The 24,517-nt window shown below is 48.0% G+C and carries 15 protein-coding genes; 3 read left to right on the forward strand and 12 right to left on the reverse strand.

Annotated elements, in window-relative coordinates:
- Positions 1–3: 3 nt before the first annotated feature.
- From ACLHR0_RS10320 to ACLHR0_RS10335, 4 genes are all read right to left on the reverse strand, one after another.
- Entirely contained in the window at positions 4–3,312 is a 3,309-nt protein-coding gene (locus tag ACLHR0_RS10320; RefSeq protein WP_436486330.1) for a TonB-dependent receptor, read from the reverse strand.
- 199 nt (positions 3,313–3,511) lie between these two features.
- Positions 3,512–4,711 (reverse strand): FecR family protein, encoded by a 1,200-nt coding sequence (locus tag ACLHR0_RS10325; protein WP_436486332.1) that lies wholly within the window; start codon positions 4,709–4,711, stop codon positions 3,512–3,514.
- Between the two features lie 56 nt (positions 4,712–4,767).
- Positions 4,768–5,361, reverse strand: coding sequence for an RNA polymerase sigma factor (locus ACLHR0_RS10330; protein WP_370910852.1), 594 nt, complete (start codon positions 5,359–5,361; stop codon positions 4,768–4,770).
- Positions 5,362–5,432: 71 nt separating this feature from the next.
- Positions 5,433–5,840 (reverse strand): L-rhamnose mutarotase, encoded by a 408-nt coding sequence (locus ACLHR0_RS10335; protein WP_436486335.1) that lies wholly within the window; start codon positions 5,838–5,840, stop codon positions 5,433–5,435.
- A 206-nt stretch (positions 5,841–6,046) separates the two neighbouring features.
- On the opposite strand from ACLHR0_RS10335, the gene ACLHR0_RS10340 reads away from it, so the two are divergent.
- On the forward strand, positions 6,047–6,781 hold the full coding sequence (locus ACLHR0_RS10340; protein ID WP_436486337.1) for a hypothetical protein: 735 nt from the start codon (positions 6,047–6,049) through the stop codon (positions 6,779–6,781).
- 1 nt (position 6,782) lies between these two features.
- Here ACLHR0_RS10340 and ACLHR0_RS10345 read toward each other — a convergent pair whose 3' ends face one another.
- Positions 6,783–7,415 (reverse strand): MarR family winged helix-turn-helix transcriptional regulator, encoded by a 633-nt coding sequence (locus ACLHR0_RS10345; RefSeq protein ID WP_436486339.1) that lies wholly within the window; start codon positions 7,413–7,415, stop codon positions 6,783–6,785.
- Positions 7,416–7,520: 105 nt separating this feature from the next.
- On the opposite strand from ACLHR0_RS10345, the gene ACLHR0_RS10350 reads away from it, so the two are divergent.
- The gene (locus ACLHR0_RS10350; protein ID WP_436486341.1) at positions 7,521–8,003 is read left to right on the forward strand and encodes a hypothetical protein; all 483 of its coding nucleotides are present in this window, start codon (positions 7,521–7,523) and stop codon (positions 8,001–8,003) included.
- An 11-nt stretch (positions 8,004–8,014) separates the two neighbouring features.
- On the forward strand, positions 8,015–8,506 hold the full coding sequence (locus ACLHR0_RS10355; RefSeq protein WP_436486343.1) for an anthrone oxygenase family protein: 492 nt from the start codon (positions 8,015–8,017) through the stop codon (positions 8,504–8,506).
- Between the two features lie 13 nt (positions 8,507–8,519).
- On the opposite strand, the gene ACLHR0_RS10360 is transcribed toward ACLHR0_RS10355, so the two are convergent.
- From ACLHR0_RS10360 to ACLHR0_RS10390, 7 genes are all read right to left on the reverse strand, one after another.
- Entirely contained in the window at positions 8,520–11,963 is a 3,444-nt protein-coding gene (locus tag ACLHR0_RS10360) for a carbohydrate-binding protein (protein ID WP_436486345.1), read from the reverse strand.
- A 31-nt stretch (positions 11,964–11,994) separates the two neighbouring features.
- Positions 11,995–13,443 (reverse strand): RagB/SusD family nutrient uptake outer membrane protein, encoded by a 1,449-nt coding sequence (locus ACLHR0_RS10365; RefSeq protein ID WP_429064525.1) that lies wholly within the window; start codon positions 13,441–13,443, stop codon positions 11,995–11,997.
- Between the two features lie 30 nt (positions 13,444–13,473).
- Positions 13,474–16,746, reverse strand: a complete 3,273-nt coding sequence (locus ACLHR0_RS10370) for a TonB-dependent receptor (RefSeq protein WP_436486347.1) — start codon at positions 16,744–16,746, stop codon at positions 13,474–13,476.
- A 266-nt stretch (positions 16,747–17,012) separates the two neighbouring features.
- On the reverse strand, positions 17,013–18,233 hold the full coding sequence (locus tag ACLHR0_RS10375) for a FecR family protein (protein ID WP_436486349.1): 1,221 nt from the start codon (positions 18,231–18,233) through the stop codon (positions 17,013–17,015).
- Between the two features lie 112 nt (positions 18,234–18,345).
- A complete protein-coding gene (locus tag ACLHR0_RS10380; protein ID WP_429048204.1) occupies positions 18,346–18,942 on the reverse strand; it encodes an RNA polymerase sigma factor in 597 nt (198 codons plus the stop codon).
- A gap of 129 nt (positions 18,943–19,071) precedes the next feature.
- Complete coding sequence (locus ACLHR0_RS10385; protein WP_429048206.1) at positions 19,072–20,673, reverse strand: SusD/RagB family nutrient-binding outer membrane lipoprotein; 1,602 nt, start codon at positions 20,671–20,673, stop codon at positions 19,072–19,074.
- Positions 20,674–20,710: 37 nt separating this feature from the next.
- The gene (locus ACLHR0_RS10390) at positions 20,711–24,436 is read right to left on the reverse strand and encodes a SusC/RagA family TonB-linked outer membrane protein (protein WP_436486352.1); all 3,726 of its coding nucleotides are present in this window, start codon (positions 24,434–24,436) and stop codon (positions 20,711–20,713) included.
- Positions 24,437–24,517 lie beyond the last annotated feature (81 nt).

Here is a 24,517-nt window from a genome sequence, read left to right on the forward strand (position 1 = left end):
AGTTTAGAATGAGGCATTTATTCCCAAAGAGAACGTGCGCACATTTGGATTCTCAATCTGGTAATCGGTGTAATTACCTGTTTCCGGGTCCAGTCCATTATATTTTGTCCAGGTAAAAGGGTTCTGCGCATCCGCGTACACCTGTATCCCTGAAATAAATGATTTCTTCAGCCAGCCAGCCGGGAAATTATAGGAGAGCTGCATATTTTTTACTCTCAGGAAAGAACCGTTTTGTACCCAGAAGGAAGATGCCTGCGTATTGTCGCTGTTGCTGTCTGTTGTCAGCCGCGGGATATCGCTGTTGGGGTTATCTGTTGACCATGCGTTAAGGAAATAGGAATTGATTTCCCGGCCATAACGTACCGCGCTGGTGTACCACAGGTTCTGGTAATACCTTTTCACGCCGGCGATGCCCTGGAATAAAACAGAAAAGGAAACACCTTTGTATCCAGCCTGGAGGGTGAGACCATACGTGTATTCAGGAATTACGCTTCCCAGGTAGGTCCGGTCGCTGCCATTGATAACGCCATCCTGTTTTACGTCCGCGTATTTAAGATCGCCAGGTTTATTGCTACCCGATAGTTTTTGTTTGGCCCAGTTATCAATATCATGTTGATTTTTGAAAGTGCCCTGCGCCTGGTAGCCGTACAATGCGCCAATAGGCAGTCCTTGTTTAATGATAGAGTTATTGCCGATACTTTGTATTACATCGGGATTACCCTGGAAACGCAGCACCTTATTGGAGTTATGGCTGAAGTTACCGCTAACGGCGTATTGGAAAGACCCTACAGTATTTTTATATCCGAGTGCCGCTTCCCATCCCCTGTTCTGCACTACTGCCACGTTCTGGTAAGGTGGGGTAAGCGCGCCGTATAAAGACGACAGTGGCAACTGTACCAGGATGTTGCTGGTGCGGCGGTTGTACCAGTCGAACGTAATATCAAAATGCTCCCTGAACAGGCTGATGTCTGCCCCGATGTCTGTAGTAGCGGTACTTTCCCAGGTGATATCCGGGTTAGGTAATGCCTTTGGCGCTAAACCTGCCGACAGGCTATTGCCGAAAATATAGTTCTGTCCGGCGGCATACAAGCCCATGTACTGATACAGCCCGATGTTCTGGTTACCCAGTTTTCCCCATGATCCCCTGATCTTGATATCATCTACAAAAGACAGGTCTGCGTTACGGAAAAAGTTTTCCCTGCTCAGCCGCCATGCGCCTGAAAACGACGGGAATATTCCCCAGCGGTTACCGGCGGCAAATCGTGAAGATCCGTCGTAGCGCAGGTTTGCTTCCAGCAGGTATTTTTCTTTGTAGTTGTAGTTCACGCGTCCGAAGTAAGAAGACAACGCATAAGAAGACGAGGTACCTCCGACAATGGGTTGCGACAGGCCCGCGCTCAGCTCCCAGGTATCATTGGAAGGGAAGCCCTGTACACTACCCGAGAACCAGGCATTCCGGCTGGTTTCCCTGCTGGCGCCCAGCAACACGGACAGGTGATGATCTTCTGCAAATGTTTTATCGTAGTTGAGCGTTGTATAAAAAGTAAGTGCCAGGCTGTTATCATTTCTTTGATACAATGTAGAAGGAACAGAGGCATTGCTTACGGTTACTTCATCCTTCTGGAAGTTCCATAGATTCTGCACAGCGCCGGAATATTTGTATTGCTTGCTTTCCTTGTTATATATTTCCGCGCTGCCGTTTACCTGCCATTTCAGGTCTTTCATAATTTCCCATTCGCCGTATAACTTGGCGAAAGAGTATTGGCCCACCTGCGGATAAAACCAGGTATCCATGTACTGCTGCGGGTTAATGGCATTGGGACTTTCATCATCTGTGTTCCTGCCGCCATATCTTGTTACACCGTCTTTCGTCATGGTGGGCGTTACACCCGGTACGGAGTTGGCGCTGTAGTATAACAAGGTGGTCACATCAAAGGGTTCGTTCACCTTATTCCAGTAAGAATTCAGGTTGGCGCCAATTTTTATCTTATCACTTATTTTGTGGTCCAGGTTCAGGCGCAGGGTATACTTGGTAGCGTCTGTGGACTCCATGATCCCTTTGTTATAGAGATATCCCATGGAGAGATAATAGTCTGTTTTCTCGTTTCCGCCGCTCACAGACAGGTTATGCCGGGTGATAATGCCCTGGCCGAAGATCACATCCATCCAGTTGGTATTGGGAAACAATACCGGATCGGTGGCATTTTTCCAGGCGTCGATAGTAGCGGGTTTGAACAGGTCCGTATTATCCGGGTTATCCGCTTTCTGGATGCGGTTCATGAGCCGCATGTAGGTAACGTAGTCGGTAACCGGTTCAAAGAGATGCGTGGCTTTTTGTACGCCGGCAGATCCGTTGTAGTTGATCACCGTTTTCCCTTTTTTGCCTCTTTTTGTGGTAACGAGGATAACCCCGTTTGCCGCGCGCGAGCCGTAGATGGCAGCGGAGGCCGCATCCTTCAGGATGGAGATGCTGGCCACATCGTTGGGGTTCAGGTTATTCAGCGAACCTACGATACCATCAATGAGTACCAGGGGATCTGAATTATTGAGCGTACCTACGCCACGGATGCGCAGCACGGCGCCATCGCGGCCCGGCTGACCTGAAGTTTGCGACACAGAGATACCGGCAGCAAGTCCGGACAATGCCTGTGACACATCTGTAATGGCGCGGTTTTGCAGCTGCTGATCGTAGTTAATGGAAGATACAGAACCGGACAGATCTTCTTTACGTTGTGTACCATAGCCTACCACTACTACTTCACTGAGGCCGGTATTGGAAGGTGAAAGCACAATATTCACCGTTGTTTGCCCGGCCAGCGGTACTTCTTTCTTTATATAACCCAGGTATGAAAATACCAGCACGGCATTGTCCGGTGCGCTCAGGCTGTAGTGCCCTTTTTCATCCGTAGCAATGCCTGTGGAAGTCCCTTTTACCTGGATGGTAACACCCGGTAGCGGTTTCCCGGTGACGGCGTCGGTAACTGTTCCGGTAACATTGGCTGCAACGGGCAATACCGGCGCCTTTGGCTTTACGATAATGATTTTCTCCTGTATGGCATAATCGAGCGGCTGATGTGCGAAGCAGATATCCAGTACATCGCGGAGTGCCGCGTTCTTTACATCGAGCGTTACAGGCACCACCTGTTGCAGGTCTTCGCTGGTATAAATAAAATTGTAGCCGGTCTGACTCCGGATTTCAGTAAAGATTTCCTTTAAAGAGATGTTCCTGCCGGATATGGTTACCTTTTGAGCGCGGGCGGTAGCACATACCTGCAGACATGCAGCGAGCAATACAATAGCTGTGAGTTGCATAACCTTTGCAGTTAAGGAATTGAGAAGGCACAGGATTCCCCAGCCTTTGAAATGAGCATTCAAATACATACATTTGATTTGGGATAAAAGATTACGGTTACCAGAAAGAATTGTTTTCTTTTGCCTTACAGACCGGGAGCATTAGGCCGCTTCCGGTTTTTTTGGCTGTTGTTACAGTCAGCTGTTCATAACTAGTGTTTTAAGGTGTGACGATTATTTTTCCATTGTTCATTGTAAAGTGTACTCCGCCTGTTTTCTCGAGTACTTCCAAAACGGTTGATACATTCACGTCGCGTGGGATGGAGCCGGTAAAATGACGTTGGATATTACCTCTGATCTCCACAGCTATATTATATTCTCTTGACAATTGCCGCATTACGGTATGGATATCATCCTGTTCAAACCAGAAGAGGCGGTTTTTCCAGGCCATCACTGCATTCAGGTCGGCGTTTTTCATCACGCGGATATTCCCCTGGCGGCGCAGCTGCGCCTGTTCCCCGGGTTGCAGCAATGCGGTGGAATTGCCTCCGCTTACCTTTACAGCGCCTTCCAGCAGGGTGGTATTGATAACTGCTTCATCTTCATACGCCATGATATTGAAATGAGTTCCAAGCACCGTTACCTGCAGGTTATTCACGGTGACTAAAAAAGGTTTGTCTGCGTTTTTCGCTACCTCAAAGTAGGCTTCCCCGGTTAGTGTTACCTGCCGTTGCGCCCCTGTGAAGGCTGCCGGGAAACGTAAGGTAGACGCGGCATTCAGCCATACCTTGGTACCATCCGACAAGGTTACTTTGTATTGCCCGCCGCGCGGCGTGATGATGGAATTATACAGTGGTTCAGCAGACGCCCCTGCTGCAGAACTGTACACAAGGCTTCCACCGGCAGACTGGATGATTTGTGTTTGCCCCTGGTGGGTAAGCAAGCCGCTGGAAACGCTGTCTAATGTAACAGACGCACCATTTGCCAGGATGAGGATGGCTTTTTTCTTTCCCGGTGCGGCATCATTCCGGGGGGGATGCGCAACAGCGTTGTGCGCCACCGGCCTTGTGACAGGAGAACGGGAATACCAGCGCCAGACGCCTCCTGCCAATAACAGGAAAACTACTGCGGCAGCCACCTGGTAAGGCAGCCATCTCCATGCTTTTACTTTGTGCATTGGCAGCGGTGGCGTGATGCGGGTACTTACCGCATCGATCACGTCCTTGTGCATAGCATACAGCCCTTCTTCCTCCGGGTGGTCATCGGTGGCCACCTGGTTGATCATCTCCGAAAATATTTCCCTGTATGCATCCTTCTCCACATAGTCCATCAACAGGATGATTTCATCTTCACTGCAGCGGTTTTCCAGAAATCTGGCAAATAATTCTTTTACAAAAGATTCATCAGGATCTTGGTTCATATCAGCTAATACGAACGGGCGAAGATTTACATTTACCCGGAAGGAAAAAAAATTTATCAGCGCAGGATCAGGTACGCCAGCAGTATGCCGGCAACATCGCGGTTGGCCATCAACTTCTTTTGTATGGTGCTGGTAGCCTTTACGATCTGGCTGTTGACCGTGGCGGGGGAAATGCCCAGCAACTCGCTTACTTCTTTATAGGTTCTGTTTTCCAGTTTGCAAAGCGTAAAGATGATTTTACGCTGGGGAGGAAGATCGTTTATAGCAGCCTGTATGAGGTGCATGGTTTCCTTTTCGTGCAGCCATTCTTCTGTGTGCAGGTAATACTCCTGCGCAGCTGCCAGCAACTTATCCATGAGCAGCTTGTCCCGCTTCACTTTCCGGTAGAAGTCGATCACCAGGTTGTTGGCGGTGGTAAACAGGTAGGAACGGAAAGATTTTTCGGGATCAATGGTATCGTGCCGGAGCCAGATGTTTACAAACACCTGTTGCAACAGCTCCTGCGCAAGGTCAGCCGATTTGACCAGTTTCAATAAATTGCCGTAAATACGTGGACTGTAATGATAATAAAGGGCATGAAATGCCTTTTCATCCCCCAGGGAAACGCTGGCAAGGAGCTCTTTTTCATTGTATAACTGAACGAATGACAAACGTACCGGTTTGATTACAGAGCATAAATTTAATGAAAAACCGGTACGGGATGTATTAATTTTAGGTTTCGTTATTCCACATGAAATACTTCTTCCATACCCGACCAGGTTTCTCCTTTAGCGGCTGCATCCGGTAAAGGAAGCTGACAGGGAGCCGTTACTTTCCACCATTGTTGTGTTGTACTGTCCTGTTTCATTTTCTCCATATCTCCTTTAAAATCTGTACCGGTATATTCAAAATAGCTGAACAAAAACCAGTGGTCATTTATATTTTTCAGGTAGATGGAATAGTTGTGGAGATGACATGCTTCAATCATCTTCAGCACATCCGGCCATACTTTGGCGTGCAGTGATTTGTATTCGGCTATTTTCTCCGGCCGGAGACCGGTAACCATTCCATAACGGCTGTTGTGACGGGGAGCGTCTTTACAGGAAAATAAGGATAGTGACGCCAACAGCAGCAAGTGATGAATTTTCATAATCGTGGTTTGGTTACGAAGATAGCGGGCATCGGGGAATGATAAGGTGGTTTCTTTGACTTATTTCAGCACGATATTGACTATTGTTATTAATTCGTTAAGCTGATGTGATGCTGAGGAATGAGGGAAATGAGTCTTCTTTTAGTATTTACTTGCGGTATCATTACTGGTTTGTATCAAGCCTTTATTAAAACAGTAGTTATTTTATGGGTTCTTTCTACGATTTGGATTACATAATTGAAATAAATGAAAAAAGACTGGAACAGTATTCAAACGCTTATCAAAAAAACATAGACAAGTTTACTAATATTCTGGTTATATATTCCGCGTTTGCTATCTTTCTTATTCCTATCGTACAATCCCTTTTCTTTACAGAAACAAAATGCCTGTGGCTACATCATGCTTCTTTTTATATTTTCATATCCCTATTCTCCATTTCACTGGCAAACACTGTTCGCCTGCTAATACCTGTTGAAGTGGCCTATTTACAAGAACCTAAACTCTACTATGAGGAATACCGGATAGGTTACGAGGAAGAAAACAGGGAGAGAATTGAGGTAGATACGTTAATAAAAGCTTCCTATATAAATGAGCTTGAAGAAGCTGTAAGAGTGAATAATGAGATATTTAAGCGAAAGGGATTATTTTACTACAGAGCTTTTACTTTTGCAATTTTAGCAAGTGTTCCATATTTGTTATGCATTGGTTTTCAGATTGCTATTAAGGAGGACAAGGTGCAAAAAGTAAAAATTGTGAATAATTTCAGTACCTTTAACAAAACTCAATACATGGCAAAAGATTCCAATAAAACACACCAAAGCAGCACCACCACAACAAAATTACCGGGTGTTGATAATAGCCAGGTAAGACCATCCAAACCACAATTAATTAAGGAGAACTTTCAAATTGATTCCGTAAAAGCTAAAACAACTAAAAGGTAGCTCAAAGAGCACTCTTATTCTCCTCAAATATCTCCTTAAAACTCTTATTCTTCTGTTTTTGAATAACTGCGGAAAACCTCGCGTCTACAGGACGAAGCAACTGCAAACACAACTGCTTATCATCTTCCGTTAAATCCTGCGTAAGCATAGCCACTACTTTCAATATCTGCTGCTTTGCCTTTTTCAGCGTTTCATCACCGGATGCGGTGAGCTTAAGTCGCTTTACCCGTTTGTCTTCCTTATCTGTATACTCATTGATCAATCCACGTTCCTTTAGCCTGCCGAGGATATTGGTGCCACTGGACAAATCCAGGATATTGCTGAAAATCACTTCCGATTTGATAGGGTTCTTCTGGTTGAAAATAGTGACCAGCATGCCAAATTCCTCGATCTGATCAAGGCCGGTTCCTTCCAGTGCCTTATTGGTATACACCATATGAAATTTCCCGATCCTGCTGATCAGCTTCACCAGCGCTCCGTTTAAATCCGGCTGCAGCTGCCCTTTGAACACAACCGTTTTCTTCTTTTTGATAGCTGTTGCCAACTGACTACGACAAAAATCTTCAATAGAAGCATCGGGATGCCGCTGCTCATATTCTCCCCATAGTCTTACCAATTCAACGGTTTTATTCATAGAATTACTTCCTTTTGGAAGCAAAAATAAATATTTAATCCCAAATAATTGTATTTTACAACCAAATGGCATTATTTTACACAATAAAACAACCAAATAATAGTAATGAAACTATATCTCATTCTCCGCATACTGTTGGCCCTGCATATTACCGGGTTGGTAACCATGGCAGGCACCACGATAGTGGATTATATCACCTTCAATACCTTCTGGAAATTTGCAGACGAAGGCGACAACCGGTCGCTGGGGCTGCTCCCTTTAATGGCCAGATATGGGGCGTTGGTCAGAACAGGCGCCGCTATGTTGGTGATAACGGGCATCACCATGCTGATACTTGTAAAAGGCGCATGGTGGGGACAGTTATGGTTCAAAATAAAAATGGCGCTCGTTATTTTACTGGTGCTGAACGGCATGCTCATAGGCAATAAACAGGGGACGAAATTCAGGCAAATCGTATCAGACAACACCAGTGGTTTCATGCAGCAAACTGCAGATGTAAGAATCACGCTTCATCGCTTTTATCTTATTCAACTGGGAATCTTCTTTATTATTATTCTTATAAGCGCGGTTAAATTTGACTGCCATTAATACACCGGAAAATGAGCACAGCTAAGGTTATAGCACTATTGGCAACCGGATTGCTTTCCGGTGCATTTATGTCTGGTTTTCTGAATGTGGTTCCTGCTTTCTATGAAGTACCTGTAAATGTACATCTCGTTTACCGTACACAATTAATGACACACAATGGCATTACCATGCAGTCGTTGATGGCCCTTTCCATTATAACGCCGTTATGGTATGCACGTTTACGCAGGCGTTTAACCCCGGTAAGGAACCTCGCTATTCTTTCTGCTGTTTTAGCACTCACTACATTACTGATAACAAGATTGGGCAACGTACCAATTAACGGCATCATCAAATTATGGCCGCCGCAACATCCGCCCGTTGGCTGGAAAGCTTTACTGCATACGTGGGACATCTATAACGCGTGGCGTACTTTTACCGCATTGGGATGTTTTATAGCCTTTATTGCTGCCTCCCACTTAAAAAAAGAAGAGACGCTGACCGGCAGCGTCTCTTCTTCATCATAAATTAATTCATTTATCAGAGCTTAATCACCTTGAACGTGATCGCCTTAAATTGATTTTCAAGTTTAAGCAGGTAAGTCCCTGCCGGCAGTGAACTGATGTTCTGACTGATGCGTGTTTGTCCTTTGCTGATACGCCAGTATTTAACCACAGCACCGTGCATGTCAAGCACAGAAAGCATGGTATACACCGGTTCCTTCAATTCCAGGGTCAGCTGCCCCGTTGTTGGATTGGGATAGAAGATCACCTTTTGGGCATCTGCTGCTGCCGGTTCCGGCGTGTATTTTACATCGCTGTAAGCCATACGTGCAGAAGAAGAATCGGCGGATGCCACCGGGCAGTTATCAATGCTGAACCAGTTGAACTTAAAGGTACCGGATGTGATATGAATACCAGTATAGCTCAGTGCCGGCAACGTGATGGTATCGCTGATGGTTTTCCAGACTCCTCCGGTTGATGGCAGGTTAATGCTGCCGAAATTATAGCCGCTGTGCCCAATCCATATCACCGACGGCACCGTAGAGGAGATCCGGAAGCTGATGGTATACTTTCCGGCCGACGGTACAATCAGTGTGTTGTAAGTGAACCAGTCGCCTACATACATATAGGCAAAATTCTGTCCGCCGCCAATATCAGTGCAGGTCTGCAGAATTGGCCTGGTAGTACGGTTGGAAGCACTTTCTGCCTCGTACTTATTATTAACTGAACAGAAATCGCCGACACTCGCTACGGCTGTCGCGCTGATAGAATCACGGGATGCAGTAACGGTGAAAGTACCTGTTGTATTACCAGCCGTGAAAACGCCCGTTGCGCTGATCGTATTGCCGGCGCCGGTAGTGGTCCACACAGGCGTAAAGGCAAAGAGGCTGTCGCGCTGATCATAGCCTTTAGCAGTAAACTGTTGTGATGCGCCAAACGGTACAGCAGCCGTATCCGGTGTAAGTGTAATACGCGTTAACCGGGGCGCAGCAATTACATGCGCGCTGGCGGTATCGCTGATGGTTCCTGCAGTAGCCGTAATCGTATAATCGCCCACCACGTTTGCCTGGAACAAGCCGGATGCACTGATGCTGTTGCCGGTGCCGGAAACAGACCAAACCGGGTTTATGGCAAATACGCTGCTGTCTTGTCCGTAGCCTGAAACAGTATACTGCTTTGTGGTGCCGGTAATCATTGTTGCCGTATCCGGTTTAACAGTGAGCCGTGCCAATGAAATGGAATCAGCCCGTATGAAACGCAGCCAGTTGAAGTTCCAGCCATCTTTACCGGCCTGGATCCTGATCGTTTTCTGGCCGGGTAGTAAACGTATAGGCGCCGACGTTACTGTTATCCATTTTTGCCAGCCGCCGCTTGGAGGCAGGCTTACCGTTTGCAGGGTCGCTGTGTCCAGCATCACCTTCAGGCTGGAAAGCGAATTAACAGCCACGCGGAACTGGATCCGGTATTCGCTGCTGTCCGGTACACTGATATCATATTCCAGCCAGCTACTGGCTCCAATGTAGCTTACATTCAGCCCGCCACCGGTATCTGATGTGGACTCGGTGCAGCATACATTGCTGTTGCCAAAATTCTCTGCCTCTATTTTTGCGGGTATCGGTGTATAGTTGGCGGATCGCCGGTTAGCAATAGCCACGCCCGTTTTGGTGACGCTGTCTACTGTTATGGTAGCGGTAATTTTAGCCGTATCGTTTAGTGTGGCAAGCCCGCCTGTTGTAATGCTGTTACCGCTGCCGGTAACACTCCACACCGGCGTAACCGACATCACACGCCCGTTCTGGTCCAGCGCTTTGGCAACGTATTGCTGCGTTTTGCCGGGAAGGAATGTCAGCGTGGCGGGTGTTACCACCACGGAGTCCAGTATGGGTGTGCCTAATCCTTTCTGGGAAATACGCACATAATCCACCATCATACTATCCGGCCAATCTGCATCCACTATATTACCACCCATACCGCCGCCGACGGCAACGTTCAGTATCAGGAAAAATTTCTGATCAAAGGGCCAGTCTTTCCAGTCGGTATGCGGATTCGGGTATGTCAACACTTTAACGCTGTCGTACAGAAACCGGATGGAATCCGCGCCCCATTCCATACTATACACATGATACGTAGTATCTGCATCGGGTAAAATTTTGGTAGCAGATACCTGGCCGCCGTTCGTCCAGTTATGGTTTTGTGTATGTACGGTAGACAGTACCGTGCCAAAATTATTACCTACATGTTCCATTACATCCAGCTCGCCGCTTTTGGGCCAGCCGCCATAAACGCTGCTGGTGGGCATCAGCCAGATAGCCGGCCAGGAGCCGCGTGCACGGGGCAACCGGGCGCGTACATCCACCCTGCCATAAAGGAAATCCATTTTGCCTTGTGTAATAAGACGGGCAGATGACCAGGGTTCAGTAGTGTTTCCGTTGGGGAAATCCTTTTTCCCTTTGATGATCAACTTACCGTTTTTCACACGCGCATTGTCGTGTGTGGTATCTGTATACACCTGCTGTTCGCCGTTAATCCAGCCTTTGGGCTGCGGATCTACTTTCCATTTGGTAACATCCGGTACGCCATCAACATTAAATTCATCGTTGAAGATCACCGTCCAGTTAGGGTTTCCTTCAAATACTACATTGCCTTTTACATTGTACGCAGTGGTATTGGCGTTTACCAGTTCCTGCCCGGAAACGGTCAGTTTTAAAATAGCCCGGGAATAATTAGCTGCTGAATTGCCGCTGAGCGTAACCCGTGCAATGGAATCATTTACCCGTTGCACATTACCGATAGTAACGCCGGGAGGCAGGTTGGTGGCGGTCCAGTTGGCGGCAGTGAGTACAGAATCGAATACCCCTCCCCGCAGGGTGGCGGTGAGTACTGCACCATTTTCCTGCCCCATTAAAATACTGGTATCTTTTACGGTGATGCCAGTGGGATTAGGACCTTGTACCAGGTCGAAGTACAGGATACCATTGGCTTTCTTGCCATCGATATAATGTACTTCGATGCGGTTAAAATCTGTCCGTTGTTTTACGCTCTGGAAATTAAATGTTGCTTCTTCCCATTGATTGATCTGGGTTACCTTGTAAGTAAAGTACACCGCTTTGGAATAGTTGTCGCCAGGTTGCAGCTTAAACATGATCTCATCTTTCGTACTGGCATACACCAGCATCTTAAAGGTGCTGTTGGTGGAGAGATCGAATGAATCAGTAAGACTGCTCCCTGCACTCATGTATTCAAAGCAAGAAGTATCCTTTATGAACTTGGCTACCAGCGGACTGGTATTCAGCCCGGATACACTCGGGTTAGGCACGCCGAACTGCACTTTCCCCGTAGTGGTATTGCCGGCGTAGTAGGTCCACCTGCCAGAGCAGGGGCCACTACCTTCCATGTTATCTAAAAGCAGGTATTGCGCCTGGAGCGGGCCACACAGGAACACGCCAAGCAGCAACACTAAAAGTGTTGAGATGTTTTTCATAACGCTTCATTTAGGATGAGTAACCGTGGATTTATAAATTCGGGTTTACCAATGCATCTACACCTGGTATAGGCAGCCAGTAATCTGCCTGGGTGATGGCCGCAGCAGGCTGCAGGTCACCGGGATCTTTACCGGCGTTGGCAGCAGCTACCTGGTCCAGCCGCACAAGGTCGAACCAGCGGCTCCACTCACCTGCAAATTCCCAGGCCCTTTCATTTACAACCGCAGCAGCAAAGTCGGCGCCCGACAGGTTTGCCGCCAGCGGCGCCAATCCAGCCCTGTCACGTACCGCATTGATGGCTGCATAAGCTTCGCTGTTGGGCGTGCCTGTTGCGCGTGCCTGCGCCTCTGCATAGATGAGCAACACATGCGCATAACGGATCATGATCACGGGGTTGTTCGACATGTACACTGCCTTATCCCCGTCCTGCTGGATTGTGAATTTTTTATAGTAAGGATGTTTGGTGGTGGTTTGCTGCCAGGGGATGGTATTGCCGCCTACTACAAACTCCGTGGAAAAAGTAGCGTCTTTCCGTTTACCAGCAGGGAAGTTATTGAAGAACTTCAGCTCAGGAAAGAAATCACTCCAGCCACCTTCATTTTCCGGCATAGTAGAAAGACCGTAAAAGGAATTGTAGGTAGACCATTGCCCGCGGGTGAAAAGCGTGAACACGTCTTCCTTTGTACCGCCCACGAAGATCTTTAAAAAACCATCCTGGAAAAGATCGAAGCCATAGGCTGCTTTATTGTCTATTACTTCTTTTGCTTTGGCCGCTGCCAGAGCATATTTCGACTGATCCTTCAGCGGCCATCCGGCTTCTGTAAGGTATACATCTGCCAGCAGCGCTTTCACAGAACCTTTGTTGGGTCTTCCCGGATCGCGTTTTTTGTTGGGCACCCATTGTTCTGCTCTCGCCAGGTCTTCTTCAATCAACTTATATACATCGGCAGGTTTACTTTTTTTGAGGGTAAGAAATTCAGGAGAATAAATTTCAGACGGGATGATCGGAACTTCTCCCCAGAAGCGGGTAAGCCAGTAGTAACACAGGGCCCGCAGGAAGCTGGCTTCTCCCACAATGGTTTGCGTTTTTGTTGCATCGCCATCCGTTACCCGTGAGTAGTTGTTGATGATGTTGGTGGTAGACTGGATGGTTTTATAACAGCCCAGCCAGATGGGTGTCATCCGGCCGTTCAGCGAGGTAACATTGAAACGGTCAAATTCGCGGAACTCTTCTTTATTGGAACCGGGATGTGTGGTGAGATCATCGGCGCCCATCGTCATAGCGATCTGGGACACGCTGGTGAATCCGCTGGTCCATGGCACCATTAAGCTGCCATATGCACCGGTAAGCGCAGATTCAAGTCCTGCCTGGCTGCTCAATGCCTCCGCTCCTCCTACCAAACCCCTCGGATCTTCTGTGAGCTCTTTGCTGCAACCCGCTGCGAATAACAGCGTGGCTGCGAGAAATATCTTTTTCATGTGGAATCGTTTAGTCATGTACGTTATTTTTTAAAAACTGAGCGTAACGCCTCCGGTAAAAGTTTTAACATTGGGATAAGAACCGAAATCTATCCCCTGGCGGATATCACCATCGGCGGAATTGGCTTCCGGATCTATACCGCTGTAATCAGTGATGGTGAACAGGTTGGTAGCATTCACAAACACCTTGATACCGAGGGCATTTTTCAGTTTTGATTTTGGTATGTCGTAAGACAGGCCTACATTTTTAAGACGCAGGAAATCTGCTTTTTCCAGGAAGCGGGTACTTTGTGTGAAGTTCCTGTTCGTGGTACTGAAGGCAGGAATATCTGATGTTTCATTCACGCCCGGAATATACCTGTCTTTAATTTGAGCCAGTGTGGCTTCCCTGGCATCTCCGCCATAGTACATGGCTGCAGCGTTATTATAGTTCAATTTATCAAATCCAAAGAGTCCCTGGAAAAACAGGTTTAATGTAAATGCTTTGTAGGTAACCGTATTATTCCAGCCGATGGAAGTTTTTGGAATCCCTGTACCAATCACGCCATAGTCATTGGCATCTATCTTTCCGTCGCTGTTAATATCGAGGTATTTTGAATCGCCTGGTTTAGCGCCAAAATCCGCGGCCTTTGCATCGCCTGGTTTCCAGGTGCCCAGGTAAGTGAGGCCCCAGATAGCACCCAGCGGCTGTCCCGGCATTACAACGAATTCGGGTTGCTGTGACATACCACCCCCAATTTTGCGGGTGTTCGGATCAAAGATCATCGTTTTACCAGCGCCGATATAGATTACCTTATTTTTGATAAAAGAAACATTCGCTGAGCTGGTCCAGTTTACGGCGCCTTTGTCAATTACAACGGCTTCTACAGATAACTCCCAACCTTTATTCTGTACGGTACCAACGTTCCGGGTAATGGTGTTATTACCCAGGTAAAGCGGTAACGTTTCATTTAGCAACAGGTCGCGGGTATCTTTTATAAAGTAGTCTGCCGTCAGGCTAATCCTGTTGTTTAAGAATCCAACATCCAGGCCCACATTTTTTTGCTCTGTAGTTTCCCACTTCAGATCAGGGTTTCCAATATTACCCATGACGATACCGGTCAGGAAAGTGGAGTTGGTAAATGAGGCCACCCTGTTGGAATAAGCCGAATAAGTAACGTAAGGAGCTACGCCCTGGTTACCTGTAAGTCCCCAGCTGCCACGCAGCTTCAGGTTACTGAGCGCTGGCATCTCCTTCATAAATGGTTCATTCGAAATCACCCAACCTGCAGACACGGAAGGGAAATAAGCGAACCTGTTATCACCACGGAACTTGGAAGAACCATCACGACGCAGCGCGGCCGAAACAAGGTATTTATCTTTATAACCATAGTTAACACGGCCTACGAGGGAAAACAAGGCCCATTTGGAATAGCCGGAACCAGGATTTCCCGGAGTACCCTGCGTAAGATTATTCCACTGGAAGTTTTCGTAAGTAAGATTGGAGGCGCCGGCAGATACATAATTATAAGTAGACTGCTGGTATTCCATTACCGCGGTTACATCAAGACTATGCACCTCATTAAATAACTTCCGGTAGTTTAATGTGTTGGTATTCTGGAGTGTGATCTCTTTGTTGGACCGGATACTGCTGGTTGCTGAGCCTGAGTTGGTGATCTTTCCGCCGAAACTTTTGTTCTCGTATCCCAGGTAGTTTGCGCCATATTGCAGGTGATAGCTCAGCCCTGGCAGGATCTCAAAGCGGAAACCTCCTATCAGGTTAGCCAGCATCCTTTCCGTTACTGCGAGCCGGTCGACAGTTAATGCCACCGGGTTGAAAAAGAGGGAACCCACCGGGTCGTTGGGTGTGTAGGTACCGTCGGCTTTTCTTACCGGCACGGTAGGCGACCAGGTGATGGCCTGCGCCAGTGGGCTGCTGGGGCCATCGGCGGGGATATCTACATTCTGCGCGGTACTGTAGGAGCCGGTGATGTTAAGCGTGGCAGATACCCTTTCTGAAAGACGCGAATTGATGTTGGATCTTACCGTATAACGTTTGTAAGAAGAGTTATTGATCACGCCATCCTGGTTCAGGTAGTTGCCGGAAATAAAATAACCGGATTTGTCGTTGCCGCCGGCGAGGCTCAATAAATATTCCTGGCTGGGCGCCGCCCTGAAAATTTCGTCCTGCCAGTTGGTGCCGCCATTGGTGCGGTAACCTGCCACCTGCTCATCTGTAAATGGCTTCGTGGTGCCTACCGCCGTAGCGTGTGCGTTGGCTGTTTCCGCAAAATCACCGGCATTCAGGAGGTCCAGTTTTTTAATAACGGTAGAAGAAGAAAAACGGCTGGTGAGATTCACTTTTAATGCGCCTTTGCTGCCTTTCTTCGTGGTCACAATAATAACGCCATTAGAACCGCGGCTACCGTAAATAGCGGTAGCAGATGCGTCTTTCAACACCTGGATGGATTCAATATCATCCGGGTTGATCGAAAAAAATTCAGCTCCTACAAAACCGTCCACTACGTATATGGGGCCATTGTTGCTGGTAATGGAGTTGGCGCCGCGGATACGGATCCTGACAGCACCGCCGGGAGAACCAGCCGCATTGGTTACCTGTACGCCGGCAGCCCTGCCCTGTAATACCTGGTCCAGGCGATTCACTGGCTGGTCTTTAAACGATTCCGCGGTAACCGTGGTAATTGCATTGGTAAGCTCCACCCGCCTTTGTACGCCATAACCCACTACTACCAGCTCATTCATGCTGGAAGCGCTGGATTGGAGTATAACCGGCAGTTCGCTTTTAGCGCCCACCGGTACCTCCTCTTTAATATAACCAATGGATGAAACGATTAATATGGCGTTTTCGGTGGATACGGTAATGGCGTACTCGCCGTTTTCATTTGTTACCACACCTTTGTTGGTCCCTTTCACCTGCACTGTTACGCCGGGCAGGGGTTCTCCTTTCGCGTTGGTGATACGTCCCTTTATTTCCTTATCCGGCGGCGCGTTTGTGGGTGTCACCGGCGCGTCTTTCCGTTTAATAACAATCACCTTACCGCTGATGGTGTAAGCAAGCGGCTGATCCATAAAACAGGCATCCAGTGCTTCTTTCAGGGAAGCATCTTTCAGTTGCAGGCTCACTTTACTGATGTGAAGCAGTTGTTCATCGGTATACAAAAAAGTATACCCCGTTTGCTTCCTGATCTCTTTAAAGGCTTTGTCCAGGGATATGTTACGTTGCGATAGGGTAACTGTTTGTGAATACCCGGCTGCGTGTACCTCCAGTAGGGTAATGGTCATCAAAAGCACCGTTAATTTCATAATCAGGAACGTTTTTACTGATAATCGTGGAAATTTTTTGACCCACGCAGGGCTTGGTTGCCCGCTTTGGGAAAAAAGCGTCAATAGCATACATTTGTGTAGTTTGGGTTGATAATGATAATTGTCGAAAGCGATTTTAATTACAAGCCCGGATGTTACCGGGGGCGCAGCGAACGCTCCCGGTTTTTTTGGGCACTTCATAACTGGTAACGGAATAAACATTAAGGACTCATGACGTCAATGTTTTTTTAACGTGGAAAAAGAATTCAGGGCGATACGATCAGTTGTTTTCCCTTTATTTCAAAGTGTACTTCACCGGTTAGTTCCATCATTTTCAACACCTGCGACACCGGCACATTCCTGGGTATAATTCCCCGGAAGTGGGCGGATACAGGCGCTTTGTATATTATTTCCACATCATACCAGCGTGAAATCAAACGCATGGCAGAAGCGATGTCGTTACCTTCCAGCTGGATAAATCCATTTTTCCAGGCCACTGCTTCTTCTGTATTTACATTTGCCGGGGCAGATAACGTGTTGTTGTTTTTATTAAGATTCACACCTTCGCCCGGCTCCAGGCGTTTACTGCTGCCATGGCTGCTTACGCGCACGGCCCCTTCCAGCAGCGTGGTTTTAATCTGCTGTTCATCATTATATGCCATCACGTTGAAATGAGTGCCCAGCACGGCGATTTCCAGGCTGTCCTTTCCATTATTGGCATGCGTGGGCACCATTACCCGGAAAGGTTGCTGCGCGTTGGCAGCTACTTCAAAATAGGCTTCCCCGTTCAGTTCTACCTGCCTGTTGCGGCCGGTAAAGGAAACAGGATATTTTAATGTGCTCTCTGCATTGAGCCATACGTGGGTACCATCCGGCAGCGTTACCTCAAACTGTCCGCCACGCGGGGTGCGCAGCGTATTATATTGCATCGTCAAGGCATCATGTGATGCTGCATTATAAGTGTAGGTGAGTTTTCCTGCGCCCTGGCGGGAAATTTTTGTATTGCCTTGTTGCGCCAATGCGCCGTGTATGGCGCTGTCCAGCGGTACCTGTGTACCATCTGCCAGTGTGAGCACTGCTTTGTTGGTACCGGGAGCCACATCGTTGGCCGGCGCAGGAGTAACCGTTGCCATTGGTACGGGAGCCGGCTTTTGCCATAACCAGTACGCGGCGCCAGATAACAGCAACAGTCCGGAAACAATGGCTGCTGCCAGCCATGCGCGCCGGTATGGCGTACGCACAGGCGCCAGCATTTCCGGCGAACGGTCGGCGGCCAGTATATTGCTGGCTACCTGGTTCCAGTAAGTTTCATCGTAATCCACGGCTTCGCCGGAAAGGTCCTTTCGCAGCAGCATTTCCGCCAGTTGAGCGGTATGCCCGGTTTGATCAGCCTGGATCAGGTCTGATAGTTCCTGGAGTTCGGCAGCAGTAGCAGTATGGCTCACAGCCTGTTGCAGGAGGTATGCTAAACGGTCTTGTATCGACAATTTATGATCTGTTTTGATTGTTATTCAGTGAACGTGGTTGCTTCATTAAAACGTGTACTATGCATACAGACGCGCAGGTAAATGTTTAGGACCTATGGAAAAGAAAAAAAATTTAACGGGTCAGCAGCCATACCACCACGGCGGGAAAGAGGTGCCCGGATAGCTCCAGTTGCTTCCGGATAAACTGCAGGGACCTGACCAGGGAGTTCTTGACGGTATTAGGGGAAAGGGATAGCTCGTCTGCGATCTCCGGTATTTTAAGCCCTTTTTCGCGGCTTAAAAGATAGATCCGCTTTGCCTGCGGAGGCAACTGTGCCACGGCGGCGCTTACCTGTTTCATCATGGCATTGTATACCATGGTTTCTTCCGTGGAGCTGGCAGACGCATCTGCACTATAGGCTGATGTAATAATATCGATGGCCTTATGATGTACCACCTGTTTACGGAGATAAGAAAACGACAGGTGAAAAACAATCCGCAACAGCCAGGACCGGGGATTCTCTATTTCGGGGAGCTTATCGCGGCTGATCCATAACCGCAAAAATGTTTCCTGGACAATATCATCGGTCACCGCTTCGGTTTTGGTCAAATGCAGTATCAGCGGACGCAGCTCCGGAACATACCTGCGAAAGAGCATGCGGAAAGCGGTTTCATCGCCTTCCGAAATCAGCCGGAATAGTTCTTTATCGTTATATAGCTGCGCATGCATATAGACTGCCCCCTCGCTAATGTAGGAAAATTTAATTGCGAATTAATATTTTCCTGGAAGCGGCAATACGAAGAAGCCCCGGGGAAATGAATTCTCCGGGGCTGTTATCATTCATCTAAATTCACAATCTTATTTCATCCACCAAACTTTTACGGTATTGGAGTTACCGCCCATCTGGTCGGATTGTGTTTTATTATTTACAGTATTGTTGATCGCTTCCTGTTCAGGATATTGCAGCCTGTTAAAATTCACGTAGGTAGCCGGGTTACCGTCACGTGGTGTGCGGCCGGTCCTTCTCCATAAATTATAAGCAAGCCAGGGCTGGCGGAAAAAAGATAACCACTCCTGTGCATAAATCTTATCCAGCTTCTGAGCGTCGGTACCGGTAAAGGCTACTTTCGGATTGGCCAGGAATGCGGCCATCTGCACAGGCGTAGGACTCGCAGGCGCTACACTCGACCAGGCATCATTGGTTACATTGGTATTATGCGCAATAAAGTACCAGAAATTCACTGCAGAAGTAATCCCAGCAGTATATTCCGTACCTGCGGTTACCATGTTCTTGGCTACACCAAGGCCACGGGCGTATGCCTCTGCTTTCAGGAAATGTACTTCGGCAGCAGTGAGGAATAATTCCGGCTGATAATAAATATCTCTTACGATATAATAATTAAAGGGAGAAAATTTGCAGTTGTCTTTGTTGGCGAAATTGGCATCCCTGGTATCCTGGTAAGGATTGTTATTATCACCTACCGTGCTGCCCGGCTGAAGTGGCGCCCAGTTGCCGGCCTGGTTGGTTTCAAAGAATAGTACTGCGCGCGGATCAAAGATCTGTGCGGTGTTTGTGCCATCTGCCATCATGTTCCAGCAGGTAGTGCTTAAACGCACAAATTTATGTGAGGTGAAAGACCAGAAGCGGCTGTCGTTGAGCACATAGCCACCCAGCTTGCCGGGCCACATACCAGCGTCTTCACCCTCCCCGATCAGCGGAATACCACCCAGCGCATATTGGAGGTAAGGCGTGGCGGTAGCTGCATCTTTTTCCACTATTTGCATAGCATAACGCAGCAGTAACGAATTACCAAACTTCTGCCACATGCTGATGTTATTGGCAAATAAAGTTTCTGAAGCGCCCAGCGACTGGTAAGGCTTTCCTCCCGGCGTGTTGGCAGCGGTAGTTAGGTGCTGTGACGCCCACTTCAACTGCTCCAGCAGGCTTTTGTAAATGCTTTCCTGTGAATCGTACTTCGGACGGTAATTGGCGGTATTATAAGTATATGCAAGCCCTGCTTCTGAGTAAGGAATATCCCCAAACTGATCAGTGATGCGCAGCGTTTTATAGGCACGCAAAATGTAAGTGATGGCCTGCACATTATCCATTTCTGCTTTATCCCCGGCATACGCATTTATCTTATCCTGTATCTGGTTCAGGTTCTGCAGCGCGCCATAATAATCATTCCAGATATCCAGCGCACCGTTTTGCACCAGGTAACCGGAACTGCCGCTGATAGTAGCCAGTTGGGTAACCGGGTAGTAGTATTCGTTATGAATGGCTGCCTGTTCCTGTCCTTTCAGGAACAGGGTGCTGATCACACCGTTTATCATTGGCGGTATGGTAGTACTGGTTGGCAATCCCGGCGTGGTGTTGATCTCCTGGAAATCTTTGGTACAAGCGCCAAGCGTCATGGAAACACCGGCTATATAAAGGAATATTTTCTTTGTGTTCTTCATGTTTTGCACATTTTAATCGGTGAGTAGATCTGTTCCTTTAGAAGGAAACCCTTACCTGGAAACCTAAGGAGCGGAAGCTCGGCATAGACATAAATTCCAGTCCCTGCGCATTGCCTGCACCGTTTACACCTTCCGGGTTGATATGATCGGGCAATGAAGTGTAGAGGTAAAAAAGATCCCTTCCTACGAGCGACAGGGAAGCTGCCTGGAATACTTTTGTTTTCCTGACAAAGCTTTGTGGTACCTGGTAGTTAACAGAAATCTCTCTCATCTTCACCCAGGTATTTTCCAGCACAGCGCTTTTGTTGATCCAGTCGCTTCCTTTCACACCGGAGCCGAGATCGGTACTGCTCCATACGCCGTAAGGCATGTATTTATAATAGTAATGCACTACGTTATCGTTCACCTTTCCATCGGGGAACACACCTGGCAATACCACGCCCCAGTTGGTTTGTGTGCCATTAGGTGTGGTATATGGCAGCCCGCCGCCATTCCTTTCTTTCAGTGTTTCCGGCGCCTGGCCCTGTTGCATAATGGTAGCATAGGTACCGGACCAGATGTCTCCACCGATTTTTGCATCAATGAGTGCGCTTACAGAAATCCCCCCTTTGAATGTAAAGGTATTGGTGATACCGCCGGTTAATTTAGGTGTAGCATTACCCAAAGGCACCAGGCCGTCGGTTGCCTGGTACATGGTACCGTTCATGGCTGCATTTCCGAAGGGATTCTGCACCATCAGCGGCAAACCGGTTTTGGGGTCGTAGATAAAATCATGACCGTAAATGGTGCCGAACTGGTCGCCTACCCTTGCAGAAATAACCGGGCCGTGTGAGCCGCCATCATTCCAGGCACTGGCCATATCCACACGATCCGTACCATCAGACAATGACAACAGCTTGTTATTGCTGTGCGCCAGGTTCAGCGCTACATCCCATCCAAATTCTTTGCGGTCAATTACTTTAGCGCGCAGGATCAGTTCCATGCCTGAATTTTCAAGCACACCGGTGTTCACCACAATGGTGTTCACCCCGGAGCTCATTGGCAATGGAGAGCTGAGAATCTGGTTCCTGGATTTTCCTTTGTAATACCTGAAGTCGGCATTCAAACGGTTATGCAGAAAGCCTAACACTACGCCGAAGTCGGCAGTGGTGTTAATAGCCGGCTTGAAGTCCTTCGCCGGCAGGGAGCTTGGCAACAGGTTAGCCGCCTGGCCTGCGAATGTTAAGCTGGAATAATTATAGTTGATCTGGTAAGGTGCAGGATCTACTGCTGCCTGCGCCCACGCTACCCTTATTTTACCAAAGCTCAGGAAAGCCGGATCTGTCTTCAGCAGATCAGAAAATACAAAGCTACCTGCAAAAGAAGGGAAGAAATAAGACCACTGGCCTTTGGGCAGGGCAGATGACCAGTCGTTACGACCGGTTACATCCAGGTAGAGAAAATTCTTGTATGACAGGTTAATGAAACTGTAAACAGAATTCATGCGCTTGCGCAACTGGCTTTCTGTTACCGGGTGCGGGTTACCGAGATAAGTACCGGTGTTCAGTGAATATACATTGGGGATCGCCCAGTTGTCGTTGTAGTTAAACATGCCGTACATGTCGCGCTGGTAAATAGTTCCACCCAGTGAGAACTTTGCATTAAGCACACCATTCAGCAGGTTTTCCTTATGCAGCGTTCCGATGAAATCCATGTTGGAAGCGTTGTCCTGTTCTGTACCATGACCATAATACCCTTTGGTGATGCCTATTACATCCGTCGGTCTGTTCTTGATGGTCAGCTCGTTGGTATTATTATCCAATCCTCCCCTGAAAACAAAGTCCAGGAAATCGGTGGCTTCATAATTCAGCTGTACGCCGGCCAGCAATTTACGCCTGTTCTGAACGGTATTATTTTCCATGATGTTCCATACGGTAGCGCCGCCGTTACCCACCCATGGAAAACCGGAGAGGGTATTTTGTGAACCATCTTCATTTTTATAGATACCAATATCTTCTCCCCGGTAGTTCCGGCCTGCATTGTATACCAGGCGCTTCATCCAGGAATTGGCATCGTCGTTACCCAGTTGCGGAGGGTTATGATACTGGTTAACGATATAGGAAGAAGTTACCTGCACGCTTACCCTTTTCGTGAGCTTCATGTTGGCGCCCAGGTTGAAGGTATTGCGGTAATAATCACTGTTAGGCAATACCGCCTCGTTATCCAGGCGGGAATAGGATGCCCGGATAGAGCCCCATTCGTTACCACCGGAAAGGGATACATTATGTGTGGACTGTGTACCGTTGCGGAACAGCAGTTTAATATTATCGGGTTGGGGCACATCTGCCTGTTGGGAACCATCCCACCAGGTAATTGATTTGCCTTCCATTTTTGGACCCCAGGAAAGACCGGAACCGGCCCATCCCACCTGGTTGTAGGTATTCACGCCATACGGGCCTGACCCTGTTTTAGGATCCACGTACATGCCTGTCCAGCCTTCTGTTAACTTAGGGTTGCCGTTGGCATCCGTTAAATATTGCGGTGGATCTAACGACACCATACCGCCTGCGCCATATTGGTTCTGCAGTTCGAGGAAACGGTATGGATCAATATTTTTATAACCGTAGGTATAGTCTACACCAAGACCGTTGCGTTTAGCGCCTTTTTTTGTGGTGATCAGGATTACGCCGTTAGCGCCTTTACCGCCATACAAAGCAGCAGCGGTGGGGCCTTTCAGTACACTGATCGTTTCAATATCTTCGGGATTGATCATGTTGATAGGGCTGCCGAAATCTTTCGGGGAACTGGTGCTGGCAGCGTTTGCGTTGTTTCCGGCGTACATGGCGCTACCGGTAGGTGCATTACGCACATCGTAAGGCTGCGCGAGGTCGTTGGCCATCGGCATACCATCTACAATGATCAGCGGCTGGTTATCGCCCTGGATGGTGTTGTTACCGCCAATCACGATGCGGGTGGTACCACCGTCCACACCATTGGGACTGGTAACATTCACGCCTGCCATTTTTCCGGCCAGTGCATTCACAATATTGGGCGCATTGGATTTGGCCACTTCTCCGCCTTTTACTTCTTCCTGTGAATAGCCCAATGTTCTTACGCTTCTTTTAATACCCAATGCTGTTACGGCTACCGCATCCAGCGAGGTGGCGGAAGTAGCCATTACAATATTCAGCACGGGGTTGGCGCCCACGGTTACACGTTGCTGGGCAAAACCAATAGAGGAAAAAACGAGCACATCGCCTTCCTTTGCCTCTACTTCAAAGTGCCCGTCCACATTGGTAACGGTACCCCTGTTGGTACCTGCCACCATTACATTCACACCTGGCAACGGGCTGCCGTCGCTGGATTTCACGACTCCATTGATCTTCTGAAAAAGCACATTGAAGCCCTCTATATTCATGGAGGCTTCCTTCTTCAGCACAATCTGCTCATTGATCACTTCAAAAGTGATGTGCAAAGGAGTGAGTAAACGCTGCAACACTTCGCCCAGCTGCTCATCGCTGGCCTTCACGGCAACACGCTGTTTGGCTGGTAATGTGCTGTTGTTGTAGGTAAAGTTTACAGCTGTTTTTTCTGTGATAGCTTTGAGGATATTACGCAGGTCGGTGGGCGGCATGTTTAATGACACCTTCTTTGTGAGCACCTCCTGGGCATGCACATCCCGGGCGAATGTACAAGTGATCAGGCAGAACAATAAGCCTATTTGTAATAGTGTAACCCTCATAAAAAATATGACAGTCCGGTTGGAGTTTGCAAATTTGTGCATAACTTCAAGTGTTTTGTTGTGATTAATGAAAACGTTAATACGACAAATCCTTTCCTGCGGCAGTTGTCCAGACGTTACAGG

The organism is Chitinophaga sp. ARDCPP14 (assembly GCF_051362515.1).
Classification (GTDB): Bacteria; Bacteroidota; Bacteroidia; order Chitinophagales; family Chitinophagaceae; genus Chitinophaga.

Excerpts from the sequence above, each read along its gene's own strand:
- ACLHR0_RS10320 (WP_436486330.1), bottom strand. The coding sequence starts at position 3,312 with ATGCAACTCACAGCTATTGTATTGCTCGCTGCATGTCTGCAGGTATGT.
- ACLHR0_RS10325 (WP_436486332.1), bottom strand. The coding sequence starts at position 4,711 with ATGAACCAAGATCCTGATGAATCTTTTGTAAAAGAATTATTTGCCAGA.
- ACLHR0_RS10335 (WP_436486335.1), bottom strand. The coding sequence starts at position 5,840 with ATGAAAATTCATCACTTGCTGCTGTTGGCGTCACTATCCTTATTTTCC.
- ACLHR0_RS10340 (WP_436486337.1), top strand. The coding sequence starts at position 6,047 with ATGGGTTCTTTCTACGATTTGGATTACATAATTGAAATAAATGAAAAA.
- ACLHR0_RS10345 (WP_436486339.1), bottom strand. The coding sequence starts at position 7,415 with ATGAATAAAACCGTTGAATTGGTAAGACTATGGGGAGAATATGAGCAG.
- ACLHR0_RS10350 (WP_436486341.1), top strand. The coding sequence starts at position 7,521 with ATGAAACTATATCTCATTCTCCGCATACTGTTGGCCCTGCATATTACC.
- ACLHR0_RS10355 (WP_436486343.1), top strand. The coding sequence starts at position 8,015 with ATGAGCACAGCTAAGGTTATAGCACTATTGGCAACCGGATTGCTTTCC.
- ACLHR0_RS10360 (WP_436486345.1), bottom strand. The coding sequence starts at position 11,963 with ATGAAAAACATCTCAACACTTTTAGTGTTGCTGCTTGGCGTGTTCCTG.
- ACLHR0_RS10365 (WP_429064525.1), bottom strand. The coding sequence starts at position 13,443 with ATGAAAAAGATATTTCTCGCAGCCACGCTGTTATTCGCAGCGGGTTGC.
- ACLHR0_RS10370 (WP_436486347.1), bottom strand. The coding sequence starts at position 16,746 with ATGAAATTAACGGTGCTTTTGATGACCATTACCCTACTGGAGGTACAC.
- ACLHR0_RS10380 (WP_429048204.1), bottom strand. The coding sequence starts at position 18,942 with ATGCATGCGCAGCTATATAACGATAAAGAACTATTCCGGCTGATTTCG.
- ACLHR0_RS10385 (WP_429048206.1), bottom strand. The coding sequence starts at position 20,673 with ATGAAGAACACAAAGAAAATATTCCTTTATATAGCCGGTGTTTCCATG.
- ACLHR0_RS10390 (WP_436486352.1), bottom strand. The coding sequence starts at position 24,436 with ATGCACAAATTTGCAAACTCCAACCGGACTGTCATATTTTTTATGAGG.